Origin of the sequence: Pseudomonas sp. CBC3, assembly GCF_037967085.1 — a bacterium.
Lineage (GTDB): Bacteria > Pseudomonadota > Gammaproteobacteria > Pseudomonadales > Pseudomonadaceae > Stutzerimonas.
Window position 1 is genome coordinate 720788 of the sequence record NZ_JBANEO010000002.1, and the last position, 14756, is coordinate 735543.

Sequence of the window (14756 nt, forward strand, 5' to 3'; positions counted from 1 at the left end):
ATGATCGAAGCAGTACCTGAAGCGGCAGCCCTAACGGCTGCCGCTGGCGTTTTCAGAATTGCCCTTGGTGTGGAATACAAGGGCTCCCGTTATCGTGGGTTTCAACGGCAACGCGATGGCGTGCCGTCAATTCAGCTCTCGCTGGAAAATGCCTTGAGTAAGGTGGCCGGCGGGCACCCGATAACGCTGAGTTGTGCCGGACGTACCGATGCGCTCGTTCATGCCTGCGCCCAGGTGGTGCATTTCGATACTCCAGTGACGCGCTCCATGCACGCCTGGGTAATGGGCGCGAACATGAATCTGCCAGGTGATATCAGTGTGACCTGGGCCAAAGAAATGCCCAAGAGCTTCGACGCGCGCTTCAGTGCCATGGCGCGTCGTTATCGCTACGTCATCTACAACGACCAGATTCGCCCGGCTCATCTTGCCGAAGAGGTGACTTGGAACCACCGGCCATTGGATATCACGCGTATGCGCGAAGCGGCCAAAGCATTCGTCGGAACCCACGACTTCAGTGCTTTCAGAGCGCGCCAGTGCCAGGCGAAATCACCGATCAAAACCATTCACCATCTGGAGCTGCTCGAGTATGGCAGGCTGATTGTGATCGACGTGCATGCCAATGCCTTTCTGCACCACATGGTGCGTAACTTTGCCGGTGTGTTGATGACCATCGGGGCGGGCGAGCGCCCGGTCGAATGGGCGAGGGAAGTGCTGGAGTCGCGTGTAAGGCGAACGGGTGGTGTTACCGCGCATCCCTACGGCTTGTATCTCGTTCAGGTAGATTACCCCGGGCAGTTCGAATTGCCTGAGCGCTATCTTGGGCCACATTTCCTGTCAGGCCTGCCGGATGTGCGAATCATCTGACCTGATGCCAGCGGCCGGACAAGTGACGAGTCATCCTTCGGAAATGGACGATAAAGTGATGCGGGTTGCAGCCTGTAGCGCTTTTGTTACCATCCGAGGTCTTTTATCGCAGGTGCCTGCCGTTGCCTATCGTTCGTAGCAAGATATGTGGAATCACCCGGGTTGAGGACGCGCTCGTCGCTGCCGAAGCCGGTGCGGATGCGATTGGCCTGGTGTTCTATGCGAAGAGCCCGCGCGCGGTAAATATCCAGCAGGCGCGGGTCATCATTGCCGCTCTGCCGCCTTTCGTCACCACCGTAGGCTTGTTCGTCAACGCATCGCGTTGCGAGATCAATGAAACGCTGGATGCCGTATCGCTGGATGTACTGCAATTTCATGGTGACGAAACGCCGGCAGACTGCGAAGGCTTTCATCGGCCGTGGTACAAAGCGCTCAGAGTCAAGGCGGGTGAGGATGTCCGGGTGCAGGCCGCACGCTACGCTGGGGCTAGCGCAATTCTGCTCGATACCTTTGTTGCCGGTGTTCCTGGCGGGACGGGCGAGGCGTTCGATTGGTCCCTGATCCCTGCAAATCTGCCCAAACCACTGATATTGGCTGGCGGGCTGACTTCGCAAAATGTTCGTCAGGCGCTGGCCGAGGTGCGTCCGTTCGCCGTCGACGTGAGTGGGGGAGTAGAGCTGAGCAAGGGCGTCAAAGATGCGCAGAAAGTGCGGGACTTCGTTCGGTCAGTAAGATCTTCGATGTGACGAGCGCGGGGGCATTGCCGTCCAGTTACCATTCGCTGGTTTGGCGAACCTCGCCACTGTTACCGATCTGGTGCCAGACGGCGATCAGACTTCAGCGATAGCGATTCCTTGGCTATCGCCTACGCGACGCAGTGAGCTCCGAATGGAGACCGGTCGCAACGATGAATTTTTTCGGTGCGTGCAGTCGTTACGCGCGGGACAGACAAGCTGTGGAGAATAAAAGCATGAGCAACTGGCTAGTAGACAAGCTGATCCCTTCGATCATGCGCTCGGAATCGCAGAAGAGTTCAGTACCCGAGGGCCTGTGGCACAAATGTCCGTCCTGCGAGGCGGTGCTATATCGCCCGGAGCTGGAAAAAACGCTGGATGTCTGCCCGAAATGCCAGCATCACATGCGCATCGACGCACGTACGCGTCTGGATATTTTTCTCGACAAGGAGGAGCGCGAAGAGATCGGCGCCGACCTCGAGCCTGTCGACCGACTGAAGTTTCGCGACAGCAAGAAGTACAAGGATCGCCTGTCCGCGGCGCAGAAACAGACCGGCGAAAAGGATGCACTGGTCGCCATGCGGGGTACCTTGATGAACATGCCGGTCGTGGCCTGCGCGTTCGAGTTCTCCTTCATGGGCGGTTCCATGGGCGCGATCGTTGGGGAGCGCTTCGTTCAGGCGGCCAACGCCGCGCTTGAGCAGCGTTGTCCTCTGATCTGCTTCGCAGCTTCCGGCGGTGCTCGTATGCAGGAAGCGCTGATCTCGCTCATGCAGATGGCCAAGACCTCCGCAGTGCTGGCCCGCATGCGTGAAGAAGGATTGCCGTTCATTTCCGTACTTACCGATCCGGTTTATGGTGGTGTATCGGCAAGTTTGGCCATGCTGGGCGATGTCATCGTCGCCGAGCCCAAGGCCCTGATCGGTTTTGCTGGGCCCCGAGTGATCGAGCAGACAGTGCGTGAAAAGCTGCCTGAAGGTTTTCAGCGCAGTGAGTTCCTGCTTGATCATGGTGCCATCGACCTGATCGTTCCGCGATCCGATCTGCGTAATCGCTTGTCGCGCCTTCTCGCTCAGCTGCAACATCTGCCGACCCCGGCGGAGCCTGCGTTGGTAACGGCCAGCGCATGAATCGGCGGAGCCTGCAGAACTGGCTCGATTATCTTGAGCAGCTGCACCCCACCACTATCGATATGGGCCTTGATCGTTGCCGTGAGGTGGCGACAAAGCTTGGTCTCAAGCGCCCGGCTCCGCAGGTGGTTACCGTTACCGGCACCAATGGTAAGGGATCGACCTGCGCTTTCATCGCCCAGATGCTCACAGGGCAGGGCAAGAAAGTGGGCGTCTACAGCTCGCCTCATCTATTGCGTTACAACGAGCGCGTTCGTCTCAATGGGACGGATGCCAGTGATGAGGCGTTGTGTGAAGCCTTCGAGGCGGTCGAGCAAGCACGAGGTTCAGTATCACTGACCTATTTCGAAATGGGCACGCTCGCCGCTTTCTGGCTTTTCGAACGTGAGGCGCTGGACGCCGTGGTGTTGGAAGTCGGGCTTGGCGGCCGTCTCGACGCGGTGAATCTGATCGATGCGGACGTGGCGGTCGTCACCAATATCGGACTGGACCATGCCGAATGGCTCGGTGATACGCGCGAAAGCGTGGCGTTTGAAAAAGCCGGGATATTCCGCCCCGCAAAGCCTGCCGTATGTGGTGATCCCGCTCCGCCAGACTCCATGCTGAAAAACGCGACTGAGGCGACTGTGCCGTTGCTGGTCCGTGGACGTGATTTCGATCTGGCGATGGAGGCGACCCGTTGGCACTGGCGTGGCCGAGACGGGGCGGGTAATCCCTTGGAATTGCGGAATCTGCCGATGCTGGCGTTGCCAATGGAAAATGCAGCTGTGGCGTTGCAAACGTTTGCATTGCTGCAGTCGTCCTGGCAGCCGGAGCGGCTGGTTGAGGCTCTGCTGAACACTCGTGTCACCGGGCGTCTGGACCGACGGACGATCCGTTGGCAAGGACGTGACTTGTCGATACTGCTCGATGTCGGGCACAACCCGCACGCGGCTGGATATCTGGCCAGACACCTGCAGCGGCAACCGAAGCCTGGCCGTCGGCTGGCGGTATTCGGTCTGCTGGCCGACAAGGATCTGGTTGGCGTGATCGATGCATTGCTGCCTGTGGTCGATGTCTGGGCGGTTGCGCCACTGGCTACGCCTCGCTCGCGCTCGGCAGCTGAGCTGAGTGCGGCATTGCTGGAACACAATGCAAGCGTCACTATCTATCCGGGGATATCCCAGGCGCTCGAAGGTCAGTGCGATCTGGCTGTCGATGGCGACGAGATATTGCTGTTCGGGTCTTTTTACTGTGTGGCCGATGCGCTGAGCTGGATCGATCGGCACGCAACCAGTGGGGAATATGGTCTTGGTAGATAAGGGATTGTTGCAGCGTATCGTTGGCGCCTTGGTGCTTCTGGCACTGGCGGTAATATTCGTTCCGATGCTGTTCAACCGCGAAGATGCCGGCCGGCAGATAGTCGTGGATGCGCCGGAAATGCCCGAAGCGCCTGCTGCGCCTGTGATAGAGGCGCAGCCTGTGGAGGTGCCTGAGCCCGAGGTCGAGCCTTTCCCGGAAGAGTTCGAAATCATCGAGGAGAATGCAGCTTCCCAGCCCGCGACGCCTATCAATCCGGCTCCAACCCCTGTCGAGTCAGCGCCCGCGCCAGCAGCACCTGAGTCGGCAACCGCCGAGACGCCGCCGACCGCTCCAGAAGAGAAGCGATTGGACACGGCTAATTTGCCGATCAGCTGGTCGGTGCAGTTGGCCAGCCTGTCGAGTCGCGAGAATGCCGACAAGCTGCAGAAGACACTGCGTTCTCAGGGGTATAACGCTTATATACGTACCGCAGACGGGATGAACCGGGTCTTCGTCGGGCCGCTTGTCGAGCGAGCGGAAGCCAACCGCCTTCGTGATCAACTACAACGCCAGCAAAAGCTGAACGGGTTCGTAGTCCGTTTCAAGCCTGAACAGGGTTAAGCAAGGGGGCAGGCTTGTCGCTGGTCGTCCCGCCGCTCCGCGGGTAAGCATGATTGCCTGCTTACCCCTTCGCGGGCGCTCTGCTAAAATGCGCCGCCTTTCTCCTTAGCAGGAAACCCTGTGACGCTCACCTGGGTCGATTGGGCGTTTATCGCCGTTGTGGTCATCTCCAGCCTGATCAGCTTGAAACGCGGCTTCGTTAAGGAAGCGCTTTCGCTGCTCACCTGGATCATTGCTGGCGTGGTTGCCTGGATGTTCGGTGGTGCGCTGTCCCATCATCTTGCCGAGTTCATCAGTACCCCTTCTTTTCAGGTCATCGCGGCATGCGCGATTCTGTTCATCGTGACGCTACTGGTCGGCGCGCTGGTCAATTTCCTCATCGGGGAGCTGGTTCGGGTAACCGGCTTGTCAGGCACGGATCGCTTTCTCGGAATGGTATTCGGTGCGGCTCGTGGCGGGCTTTTGATCGTTGTGCTCGTTGGTCTGCTCAGCCTCGCGCCTGTACACCAGGATCCGTGGTGGCGTGAGTCGACACTGCTGCCCCATTTTCTATTGGTTGCCGACTGGTCGAAAAATCTGATTCTCGGGTTTGGAAGCCAATGGGTAGCCGGCTCGCTCGATGCGTCCGGCTGAGACGAGCATTTTCAACGGGTGTGTTGGGCCTTCAGGTCTGTGTCATGTCCGGGTCAGCCTGTATTAACTGAGAGGTTCCTTGCATGTGTGGCATTGTCGGCATCGTCGGTAAGTCGAACGTCAATCAGGCGTTATATGACGCACTTACCGTACTACAACATCGTGGGCAGGATGCGGCCGGAATCGTAACCAGTGACGGCGGCAAGCTGTTTCTGCGCAAGGACAACGGGTTGGTCCGCGACGTCTTTCAGCAGCGTCACATGCAGCGTCTGGTCGGTAACATGGGAATCGGTCACGTACGTTATCCCACTGCGGGCAGCTCCAGCTCGGCGGAGGCACAGCCGTTCTATGTGAACTCCCCGTATGGCATTACGTTGGCGCACAACGGCAACCTGACCAACGTCGATCAGCTGACCAAGGAAATCTACGAATCCGACCTACGCCACGTGAACACCAACTCCGATTCGGAGGTGCTGCTCAACGTGTTCGCCCACGAGCTGGCGGTGCGGGGCAAGCTGCAGCCCACCGAAGAGGACGTTTTCGCCGCCGTGGCCAAGGTCCATGAGCGTTGTGTCGGCGGCTACGCGGTAGTGGCCATGGTGACGGGTTACGGCATCGTCGGTTTCCGCGATCCGAATGCCATTCGCCCGATCGTGTTCGGGCAGCGGCACACCGAGCATGGTGTCGAGTACATGATCGCCTCCGAAAGCGTCGCACTGGATGTGCTGGGCTTCTCGTTGATCCGGGATCTCGCTCCAGGCGAAGCGGTTTACATCACATCGGACGGCAAGCTGCATACCCGTCAGTGCGCGCCGAACCCCCATTACGCGCCTTGCATCTTCGAGCACGTCTACCTGGCGCGTTCGGATTCCCTGATGGATGGCGTGTCGGTATACAAGGCCCGTCTGCGGATGGGCGAAAAGCTGGCCGACAAGATTCTTCGCGAACGTCCGGATCACGATATCGACGTGGTCATCCCGATTCCTGACACTAGCCGTACTGCGGCGCTTGAGCTGGCTAACCGGCTGGGTGTGAAGTTTCGAGAAGGCTTCGTCAAGAACCGCTACATCGGCCGGACCTTCATCATGCCGGGGCAGGCCGCGCGCAAGAAATCGGTGCGGCAGAAGCTCAATGCCATCGATCTCGAATTCCGTGGCAAGAACGTCATGCTGGTGGATGACTCCATCGTCCGCGGCACGACCTGCAAGCAGATCATCCAGATGGCCCGCGAAGCAGGGGCGAAGAATGTCTATTTCTGCTCCGCCGCACCGGCCGTTCGCTACCCGAACGTCTACGGCATCGACATGCCCAGCGCCCACGAACTTATCGCGCATAATCGCAGTACCGAGGAAGTTGCAGAGCTGATCGGCGCCGACTGGCTGGTTTATCAGGATCTGGATGATCTGATCGATGCGGTCGGTGGCGGCAAGGTGAAGATTGAGAATTTCGATTGTGCGGTATTCGATGGCAAATACGTGACCGGCGATATCGATGAGGTCTACCTGCACAAAATCGAGCAGGCACGTAACGACTTGAGCAAAAGCAAGAGCATCACGGGCAGCGCTATCATCGATCTCCATAACAACTGATCGACAATTCGGCGGCTTGCCGCCTCCGTTCAGGGTGGACAACTTATGACAACTGACTGGGACGCAGGCCGGCTGGACAGTGATCTGTCCGGAGTGGGCATGGATACTCTGGCTGTTCGTGCGGGCCAGCACCGCTCGCCCGAAGGTGAGCATGGCGAGCCGCTGTTCTTCACATCCAGCTACGTGTTCCGGAGTGCCGCCGACGCCGCCGCACGTTTTGCCGGTGAAGTGCCGGGAAATGTCTATTCGCGCTATACCAACCCCACCGTGCGTGCGTTCGAAGAGCGTATCGCCGCTATGGAAGGTGCCGAGCAAGCCGTGGCGACCGCATCTGGGATGGCTGCGATCCTGGCAACGGTGATGAGCCTGTGCTCCGCTGGCGATCATGTGCTGGTTTCGCGCAGCGTCTTCGGTGCGACGGTTTCGTTGTTCGAGAAATATCTGAAACGCTTCGGGCTTGAAGTCGACTACGTTCCGCTCACGGAAGTTGACGTTTGGGAGCCCGCATTCAAACCCAATACGCGACTGGTATTCGTCGAGTCACCTTCGAACCCGCTTGCCGAGCTGGTCGATATCGAGGCGTTGGCCGAACTCTGCCATGCCAAGGGCGCCATGCTGGCGGTGGATAACTGCTTTTGCACACCGGTGCTGCAGCAACCATTGGCGCTCGGCGCTGACATCGTTATTCATTCCGCCACCAAGTACATCGACGGCCAGGGGCGCTGTCTGGGCGGCGTGGTGGCCGGCCGAGCCGAGCAGATGAAAGAAGTGGTGGGCTTTCTGCGCACGGCGGGTCCGACGTTGAGCCCGTTCAATGCCTGGGTGTTTCTCAAGGGGCTGGAGACCCTGCGGCTGCGTATGCAGGCGCACTGCGCAAACGCGCAGGCGCTCGCTGAGTGGCTCGAGCAGCAACCGGGAGTCGAAAAGGTTTACTACGCTGGCCTGACCAGCCACCCGCAGCACGAGCTGGCCAAGCGTCAACAGAAGGACTTTGGGGCTGTGCTGAGCTTCGAGGTTGCGGGCGGCAAGGAGGCTGCGTGGCGCTTTATCGACGCGACCCGGCTCATCTCCATCACCGCCAATCTGGGCGACAGCAAGACCACCATCACTCATCCAGGGTCGACCACTCACGGTCGGCTTTCGCCGGAAGATCGTGCAACCGCTGGCATCCGTGACAGTCTGATCCGTGTGGCCGTGGGCCTGGAAGATGTGGCTGACTTGAAAGCCGATCTCGCCCGAGGGCTGGCTGCGCTGTGATGCTGAATTGGGGACGAAGGATCGTCCTCAATCCGGATTGCACGGTATCTCAGTTGTCCCCAGCGTCGAAGCTCACTACGAAACCGTCCAGGCGCTGTTCCTCGGAGAGCTGGTCGCGGACCCGACTGGCTTCCTGGCGCTGCTCCATTGGCCCGACGAATATGCGATGTGTCCGGCCTGTCGTTCTTATATAGGTATCGAATCCTTCAGCACCCAGCTTTCCCCGTAGCGCTTCGGCGCTATCGCGGTTCTGCAGGCTGGCTACCTGGACGGCCCAGCCAGAGCGAATCGATGACTGTTCCCTTTGCGGCATGGGAGCGGAGACTGCCGGGGCTCGTTGTGTTGCCGGCGCTTTGGGAATCGCACGGCGCTGCTCCGGTTCGTTGGAGCGAAGATCGATGGCCGGTGCTGGCTGACCTTGGCCGTCAAACAGCCGCTCTGGCGTGGCAGGGAGGATGCTCGGGCTGTCCGAGCCGGTTTCGATGACCCGGATATCGCTGTATTTCTTGCCGGACAGCGCTGCCAGCCCAGCGCGATCTCGGATAACGGTCGGGCGCAGAAACACCATCAGATTGCGCTTGATGTGAGTTTCCTGAGTAGAACGAAACAGCGCGCCTAGAAACGGGATATCTCCGAGGAGCGGGACCTTCGAGTCGGTGCGGGTAACGTCGTCCTGAATGAGGCCTCCCAGTACGATCACCTGGCCGTCTTCCGCGAGAATGGTGCTCTTGATCGAACGCTTGTTCGTCACCAAGTCGACCGCTTGCGCCGAAAGCGATGCCGATGGCGCGATCGTGGAAATCTCCTGTTCGATTTCCAGGCGCAGCGTGGCTCCGTCGTTGATGTGCGGCACCACCTTCAGTGTCACACCCACGTCCTGGCGTTCGATGGTGGTAAACGGATTGTTTGCGCCGGACGAGTCCGTCGTGTAACTGCCGGTCTGAAAGGGCACGTTCTGTCCCACGAGAATTTCGGCCTCCTGATTGTCCAGCGTCAGCAGACTGGGCGTCGACAGGAGGTTGCTCTTGCTGTTGGCAGACAACGCAGTGATCAATGCGCCGAAGCTGCGCGTGCCGACCCCAATAATCGCGCCATCAGGAAGGTTGCTTGGTATCTCGTCCTCGTTGATCGAATTGAGCACACTGCCGATGGATATGCCGGTATTGCCGAAGCTGACGCCGCCGGCACCGCCCGTGCCTCCGCGCGCATCGACCGCCCACTGGACGCCGAGTGCGTCGGTGATATCGCCGGAAACTTCAACGATGGCAGCCTCGACCATAACCTGCGCACGTGGAATATCTAGCTGACGCACGATCGACTCCAGGGTGCCGATCAGTTCGGGTTCGGCGAGCATGACCAGGGCGTTGAGGCTTTCATCGGCGCGAATCAGGATGTTCTGCGAACGGCCGCCCTGAACCTCGCCATCCACTGGTGTTGCGAGACCTTCGGAAATATCGCCGAGGGTCTCGGCCAAGGACTTGGCATCGTTATGGCGCAGGCGGATGACGCGTGTATTGGCCGATCGGGTGCTTGGCGTGTCGAGTGTCCTCGCCAGATTGGCAAGTTTCTGCCGCGCCTGTTCCGGCCCGGTAAAGATCAGTCGATTGGTGCGTGAATCGGCAATGATCTGTGCGCCTGCGGTATCCCGGGCTTCGCCCCGTGCCAGCGTGTTGCGCAGCACTTCGGCAATGTCCACGGCCCAGCCATACTGCAGATTGACCACGCTGTGGTCGTCGGTTTGGGCGCGGTCGAGTTGACGGACCAGATCTTCGATGCGGGCGATGTTTGCACTGCGATCACTGATGATCAGTGCATTGGCCGAACCGACCGCGGCGAGATGGCCATATTGCGGGACCAGCGGGCGAATCAGTGGGATCAATTCGGTGGCAGAAGTGTGCTGGACCTGGATGACACGGGTTTCCAGTAGATCGCCGCCGGCCGGTCCTCCGCCTGCCTCCGATTTTGCTTCGGCGTTCGGCACGATTCGCGTGACTTCGCCCTGGGTGAGCACGCTGAATCCGTGAGTCGCCATGACCGACAGGAACAGCTGGTAGACCTCTGCTAGCGAGAGCGTCGTCGATGACACGACACTGACCTGTCCCTTGACCCGTGGGTCGACGATGAAGGTCTGCCCCGTCAGTTGGCTGATCTGATCGACGAAGGCGCGAATGTCGGCATCCTTGAGGTTGATCGTCCAGCCGTCCTGTTGGGTTTCGCTCGGCTCGATTCCGGGGTCGACCGCCAGCAAGGGCAGGGGAGCGGCGAGTACGCCAACGGCGATCAATGCAATCAACGGGCGAGAGGAAAAAGGCAGCATCAGTCAGTCGTCTTCCGTGGGCTGTTCATCGGTGGGCATGGTTTCTGGTGGGCTGGTGGCCCCTTCCATCTGTTGGCGGAGCGCTTCCATTTGCTGTTGCAGCATTTTCGCTTGCGGGTCGACGTACTCCGTCTCCGCAGGGTCGCTGTAGTCCGGCAGGTTGTCGGGAACCGCCGTAGCGGAGCGAACGCTCGGGAAATACAGGCTTTCGACGCGGCCGCCTCTCAGTATTTCGACGCTGTCAGGGTGAACGCTGTGCAGGCTGACATCCGGTTCCAGTTCCTCTTCGACCCGATATAGCTGTGGTGGAAAGCCGCTCAGCTGGATTATTGCCGTGGAACGGGCCGGATCGGCGTGTACGAAGCTGCCTAGCAAGGTCAGATCGGAATTTGATGTCCCGGCTGTGTAGCCCTGGCTGGACGATACGGGGGTGCCGAATAGGCTTTCCATGCGTTGAAGATCCGGCGCGACGCCCGCTGGCTGGCTGCTCTGCGCAGCAGCCGCCGAGGGCGCCTGGGTAAGTTGCAGCCATTCCCTGATCTGACCAGCCAGATAGAGACCGAAGAGCACGACGATAGCCGCGCTGATGATCAGCGGCGCGTGTTGGCGAACATTCTGCAGGGCGGCGGTGGAAGCCAAGCCAGGCACTCCGTGAAACTGAATAAGGGTGAACGCTGTTTGGGTAGAGGTTGGTGGGTACCGTCGATGTCCGGCATGCCTGGAGTCTAGACCAGACCATGACAACTGAAGCACCTAAAATAGCCAGTGCAAATGACTGTTTTTCAGGCAAAAGGTGCCCGGCAACGTGCGATTCCTGGCAGTGATTGCAAATGGCCGGATTTTTTCTGAAAAAAACGCTGCGCACAGTTGACTTGGTTCGGGTGGATGCGTAAATTGCGCGCCTCGCAAGGCGATCAACCGGTTGGTTACTCGGTTGGCCACTGCTTAACAGCAAGCCTTACGATTCGGACGAAAGTCCGGCCGACGCGCAGCGGTAGTTCAGTCGGTTAGAATACCGGCCTGTCACGCCGGGGGTCGCGGGTTCGAGTCCCGTCCGCTGCGCCATATTTACTTCCAGGCCCTAGCCGCTGGGAAGTCTCGCAAAAAGCGACCTTCGGGTCGCTTTTTTCGTTTCTGCCTCGCCGTTATTTAGCGCATCCATTCGAGAGTGTCCTGGCTGATTTTCGCTGGCTCCTTTGAGCACGCCGCTCTGCCGTGCGGATAAGCGATTGTTTACCGCGCTCAGCTTTCTTCGTTACGCATCCGCGCTCTGCATATCGGGACGTCGCCTGATCGCACCGTGCAGCGATGGTACTTACATCTGTCCTCCTTGCTCTGCACTGTCATGGCGCGTTCTGCTCGGTCTAGCGACGTGGTTGCCGAGCGATCGAGCGCACCCTTGCGGTTTCTTGCTGTCAGTAATGCGTGACGACATCCATCTGCCATGGGCACGCGGCTAACTGACGAGGGGCCTTGAATGTTCGGTTTAGAAGCTCTCGAGCTTGCGCGGATCCAATTCGCTTTCACCATTTCCTTTCACATCATCTTTCCGGCGATCACGATCGGGCTGGCCAGTTTTCTCGCCGTGCTGGAAGGGCTATGGCTCAAGACCAAACGTGGTGTATATCGCGACCTCTACCACTTCTGGCTGAAGATATTCGCCGTCAACTTCGGCATGGGCGTGGTCTCCGGTATCGTCATGGCCTACCAGTTCGGCACCAACTGGAGCGCGTTCTCGGAGTTCGCCGGCAGCGTGACCGGGCCATTGCTGGCCTATGAGGTTTTGACCGCGTTTTTCCTTGAGGCCGGGTTCCTCGGCGTCATGCTATTTGGCTGGAACCGCGTCGGACCGGGGCTGCACTTCTTTTCCACGATCATGGTGGCGGTCGGCACGCTGATCTCGACCTTCTGGATCCTGGCCTCTAACAGCTGGATGCATACGCCCCAGGGCCACGAGATCATCAATGGCATTGTGGTGCCGGTGGACTGGTTCGCCATCGTCTTCAACCCGTCGTTTCCGTATCGGCTGACACACATGGCGATCGCGGCGTTTCTTGCCACGGCGTTCATGGTCGGTGCTTCGGCGGCCTGGCACCTGCTGCGTGGACGAGACAATCCGGCGGTTCGCAAGATGTTTTCCATGGCCATGTGGATGGCGCTGATCGTTGCCCCAATTCAAGCTGTGGTCGGCGATTTTCATGGTCTGAATACGCTCGAGCATCAACCCGCAAAAATCGCTGCGATGGAAGGGCACTGGGATAACTCCTCTGGCGAGCCAACCCCTCTGCTGCTGTTTGGCTGGCCGGACATGGAGCGTGAAGAGACGCGCTTCAAGGTGGAAATTCCGTACCTCGGCAGCCTCATTCTCAAGCACAGCCTGACCGAGCCCATTCCGGCCCTCAAAGATTTCCCTCCAGAAGACCGGCCCAACTCGACGATCGTGTTTTGGACGTTCCGGATAATGGTCGCGCTGGGTTTTCTGATGATCCTCACCGGCGTATGGAGTCTTTTGCTGCGGCGCAGCGGCAAGTTGTATGAATCGCGTGCGTTTCTGCGGCTGGCATTGTGGATGGGACCTTCGGGACTCATCGCAATCCTCGCCGGTTGGTTCACGACGGAAATTGGCCGTCAGCCGTGGGTTATTTACGGCGTGATGCGCACCGCCGATGCAGTCTCGAATCATGGTGCCGAACAGCTGGGCCTGACGCTGGCGCTGTTCGTGCTCATCTACTTCGCAGTGTTCGGCATCGGTTTCGTCTACGTGCTGCGGTTGATTGCGAAAGGGCCGGTCATCAACGAAGGCAGCGAGAAGGGCGCAGGTGGGCCCGGTGAAAAAAGAACGCCGATGCGGCCGATTTCCGCCGCCGACGAGGCGATTCCCCATGAGCACGGCGATCAACTGGGCGAGAGGAACTGAATATGGGTGTCGATCTATCGCTGATCTGGGCTGTGATAATCATTTTCGGGATCATGATGTACGTCGTAATGGACGGCTTCGACCTGGGTATCGGAATTCTTTTCCCGTTCCTTGCCGACAGTTCCGAGCGTGACGTGGCGATGAACACCGTGGCGCCGATCTGGGATGGCAACGAGACCTGGCTGGTGCTGGGCGGTGCCGGACTGTTCGCCGCTTTCCCGCTGGCTTACTCAGTCGTGCTGTCCGCTCTGTATCTGCCGATCATTTTCATGCTGATGGGGCTGATTTTTCGCGGTGTCGCCTTCGAGTTTCGTTTCAAGGCGAGCGCTGCGCGCCAACATATCTGGGACAAAGCCTTCATTGGTGGCTCGCTCGCCGCGACCTTCTTCCAAGGCGTCGCGCTGGGCGCCTTCATCCACGGCTTTCCGGTGGCCGATCGGGCCTATGTCGGTGGCCCGCTGGATTGGTTGACGCCGTTCTCGGTGTTCTGCGGGCTGGCCTTGATCGTCGCTTATGCCTTGTTGGGTTGCACCTGGTTGATCATGAAAACCGCCGGTGATCTGCAGCGGCGCATGCACGATATAGGTGTGCCGCTGGTCTGGGCGCTGCTGGCGGTGACCGGCGTCGTGAGCTTGTGGACACCGCTGACGCATCCGGACATCGCCGAGCGCTGGTTCAGCATGCCGAACCTGTTTCTCTTCATGCCGGTGCCAATCCTGGTACTGCTGTGCACATACGGCCTGCTGCGTTCGATCGCACGCTACGCCCATTACTCGCCGTTCCTGTTCACACTGGCGCTGATCTTTCTTGGCTACAGCGGCCTGGGCATCAGCCTCTGGCCGAACATCATTCCGCCGTCGGTAAGCATTTGGGAAGCTGCCGCGCCGCCGCAGAGCCAGGGTTTTACGCTGGTTGGGGCGCTGTTGATCATTCCGCTGATCCTGATGTACACGGCTTGGAGTTACTACGTGTTCAGGGGAAAGGTCAGTGCCGAAGATGGCTATCACTGAGTTGGTCGCGTCATGAAGGATCCTATGCAAAAGGAGCGTGAAAGCAGCGCATCATCAGAGGCCAAGCCGTTATGGAAGCGCATGACCTGGCTCGTGCTGATCTGGTCCGCAAGCGTATTGGTGCTTGGGGTAGTCGCCTGGTTGCTGCGTCAGTTCATGACGGCCGCCGGCCTGACGACTCCATGAACGTCGCGCCAAGTGCGATGCTGTGCGGCGTTTAGGCGCGTTGTGGTGGCGGTGAGCTTGGGCTATTCAGATATTCCAACATCGGTGCGCAGCGGGTCATGTTTTGGTCATGTACTCGCGTTAGCGTGCTGGTACGGATTTATCGATTAGAGACCCAATACGAGGAGCGCTCCTATGGATGACTACCAGGACGAAATACTCGAATGGCACGCCGCCG

The 14756-nt window shown here is 59.2% G+C and carries 13 protein-coding genes and 1 tRNA gene; 12 read left to right on the forward strand and 2 right to left on the reverse strand.

The window, feature by feature from the left end; genetic code table 11:
- From truA to V6943_RS10600, 8 genes are all read left to right on the forward strand, one after another.
- On the forward strand, positions 1-864 hold the full coding sequence (truA, locus tag V6943_RS10565) for a tRNA pseudouridine(38-40) synthase TruA (protein ID WP_340553428.1): 864 nt from the start codon (positions 1-3) through the stop codon (positions 862-864).
- Between the two features lie 122 nt (positions 865-986).
- Positions 987-1610, forward strand: coding sequence for a phosphoribosylanthranilate isomerase (locus V6943_RS10570; RefSeq protein WP_340553707.1), 624 nt, complete (start codon positions 987-989; stop codon positions 1608-1610).
- Positions 1611-1834: 224 nt separating this feature from the next.
- Entirely contained in the window at positions 1835-2728 is an 894-nt protein-coding gene (gene accD, locus V6943_RS10575; protein ID WP_340553429.1) for an acetyl-CoA carboxylase, carboxyltransferase subunit beta, read from the forward strand.
- Positions 2725-4029 carry a bifunctional tetrahydrofolate synthase/dihydrofolate synthase gene (gene folC / locus V6943_RS10580; protein ID WP_340553430.1) on the forward strand — a complete coding sequence of 435 codons (1305 nt, stop codon included), beginning with the start codon at positions 2725-2727 and terminating at the stop codon, positions 4027-4029. Before accD ends, folC begins: the two co-directional genes overlap by 4 nt.
- On the forward strand, positions 4013-4630 hold the full coding sequence (locus V6943_RS10585) for an SPOR domain-containing protein (RefSeq protein ID WP_340553431.1): 618 nt from the start codon (positions 4013-4015) through the stop codon (positions 4628-4630). Before folC ends, V6943_RS10585 begins: the two co-directional genes overlap by 17 nt.
- Positions 4631-4750: 120 nt before the next feature.
- The gene (locus V6943_RS10590) at positions 4751-5263 is read left to right on the forward strand and encodes a CvpA family protein (protein ID WP_256048158.1); all 513 of its coding nucleotides are present in this window, start codon (positions 4751-4753) and stop codon (positions 5261-5263) included.
- An 83-nt stretch (positions 5264-5346) separates the two neighbouring features.
- Positions 5347-6852 (forward strand): amidophosphoribosyltransferase, encoded by a 1506-nt coding sequence (gene purF / locus V6943_RS10595; RefSeq protein WP_131648440.1) that lies wholly within the window; start codon positions 5347-5349, stop codon positions 6850-6852.
- 45 nt (positions 6853-6897) lie between these two features.
- A complete protein-coding gene (locus V6943_RS10600) occupies positions 6898-8109 on the forward strand; it encodes an O-succinylhomoserine sulfhydrylase (RefSeq protein WP_340553432.1) in 1212 nt (403 codons plus the stop codon).
- Between the two features lie 49 nt (positions 8110-8158).
- Here the strand turns inward: V6943_RS10600 and gspD are convergent, their stop codons facing one another.
- Positions 8159-10426, reverse strand: a complete 2268-nt coding sequence (gspD, locus tag V6943_RS10605) for a type II secretion system secretin GspD (protein ID WP_340553433.1) — start codon at positions 10424-10426, stop codon at positions 8159-8161.
- A gap of 3 nt (positions 10427-10429) precedes the next feature.
- Positions 10430-11065, reverse strand: a complete 636-nt coding sequence (locus V6943_RS10610; RefSeq protein WP_340553434.1) for a type II secretion system protein N — start codon at positions 11063-11065, stop codon at positions 10430-10432.
- Between the two features lie 349 nt (positions 11066-11414).
- On the opposite strand from V6943_RS10610, the gene V6943_RS10615 reads away from it, so the two are divergent.
- From V6943_RS10615 to V6943_RS10630, 4 genes are all read left to right on the forward strand, one after another.
- Positions 11415-11491: transfer RNA gene (locus V6943_RS10615), tRNA-Asp, on the forward strand.
- A 412-nt stretch (positions 11492-11903) separates the two neighbouring features.
- Positions 11904-13343 (forward strand): cytochrome ubiquinol oxidase subunit I, encoded by a 1440-nt coding sequence (locus tag V6943_RS10620; protein ID WP_131648443.1) that lies wholly within the window; start codon positions 11904-11906, stop codon positions 13341-13343.
- A 2-nt stretch (positions 13344-13345) separates the two neighbouring features.
- The gene (gene cydB, locus V6943_RS10625) at positions 13346-14353 is read left to right on the forward strand and encodes a cytochrome d ubiquinol oxidase subunit II (RefSeq protein ID WP_131648444.1); all 1008 of its coding nucleotides are present in this window, start codon (positions 13346-13348) and stop codon (positions 14351-14353) included.
- A 24-nt stretch (positions 14354-14377) separates the two neighbouring features.
- Positions 14378-14539 (forward strand): DUF2474 domain-containing protein, encoded by a 162-nt coding sequence (locus V6943_RS10630; protein ID WP_340553435.1) that lies wholly within the window; start codon positions 14378-14380, stop codon positions 14537-14539.
- Positions 14540-14756: the final 217 nt, after the last annotated feature.

What these genes read in the sequence shown, in the direction of transcription:
- truA (WP_340553428.1), top strand. Translation starts at nt 1, where the DNA reads ATGATCGAAGCAGTACCTGAAGCGGCAGCCCTAACGGCTGCCGCTGGC.
- accD (WP_340553429.1), top strand. Translation starts at nt 1,835, where the DNA reads ATGAGCAACTGGCTAGTAGACAAGCTGATCCCTTCGATCATGCGCTCG.
- folC (WP_340553430.1), top strand. Translation starts at nt 2,725, where the DNA reads ATGAATCGGCGGAGCCTGCAGAACTGGCTCGATTATCTTGAGCAGCTG.
- V6943_RS10585 (WP_340553431.1), top strand. Translation starts at nt 4,013, where the DNA reads ATGGTCTTGGTAGATAAGGGATTGTTGCAGCGTATCGTTGGCGCCTTG.
- purF (WP_131648440.1), top strand. Translation starts at nt 5,347, where the DNA reads ATGTGTGGCATTGTCGGCATCGTCGGTAAGTCGAACGTCAATCAGGCG.
- V6943_RS10600 (WP_340553432.1), top strand. Translation starts at nt 6,898, where the DNA reads ATGACAACTGACTGGGACGCAGGCCGGCTGGACAGTGATCTGTCCGGA.
- gspD (WP_340553433.1), bottom strand. Translation starts at nt 10,426, where the DNA reads ATGCTGCCTTTTTCCTCTCGCCCGTTGATTGCATTGATCGCCGTTGGC.
- V6943_RS10620 (WP_131648443.1), top strand. Translation starts at nt 11,904, where the DNA reads ATGTTCGGTTTAGAAGCTCTCGAGCTTGCGCGGATCCAATTCGCTTTC.
- cydB (WP_131648444.1), top strand. Translation starts at nt 13,346, where the DNA reads ATGGGTGTCGATCTATCGCTGATCTGGGCTGTGATAATCATTTTCGGG.
- V6943_RS10630 (WP_340553435.1), top strand. Translation starts at nt 14,378, where the DNA reads ATGCAAAAGGAGCGTGAAAGCAGCGCATCATCAGAGGCCAAGCCGTTA.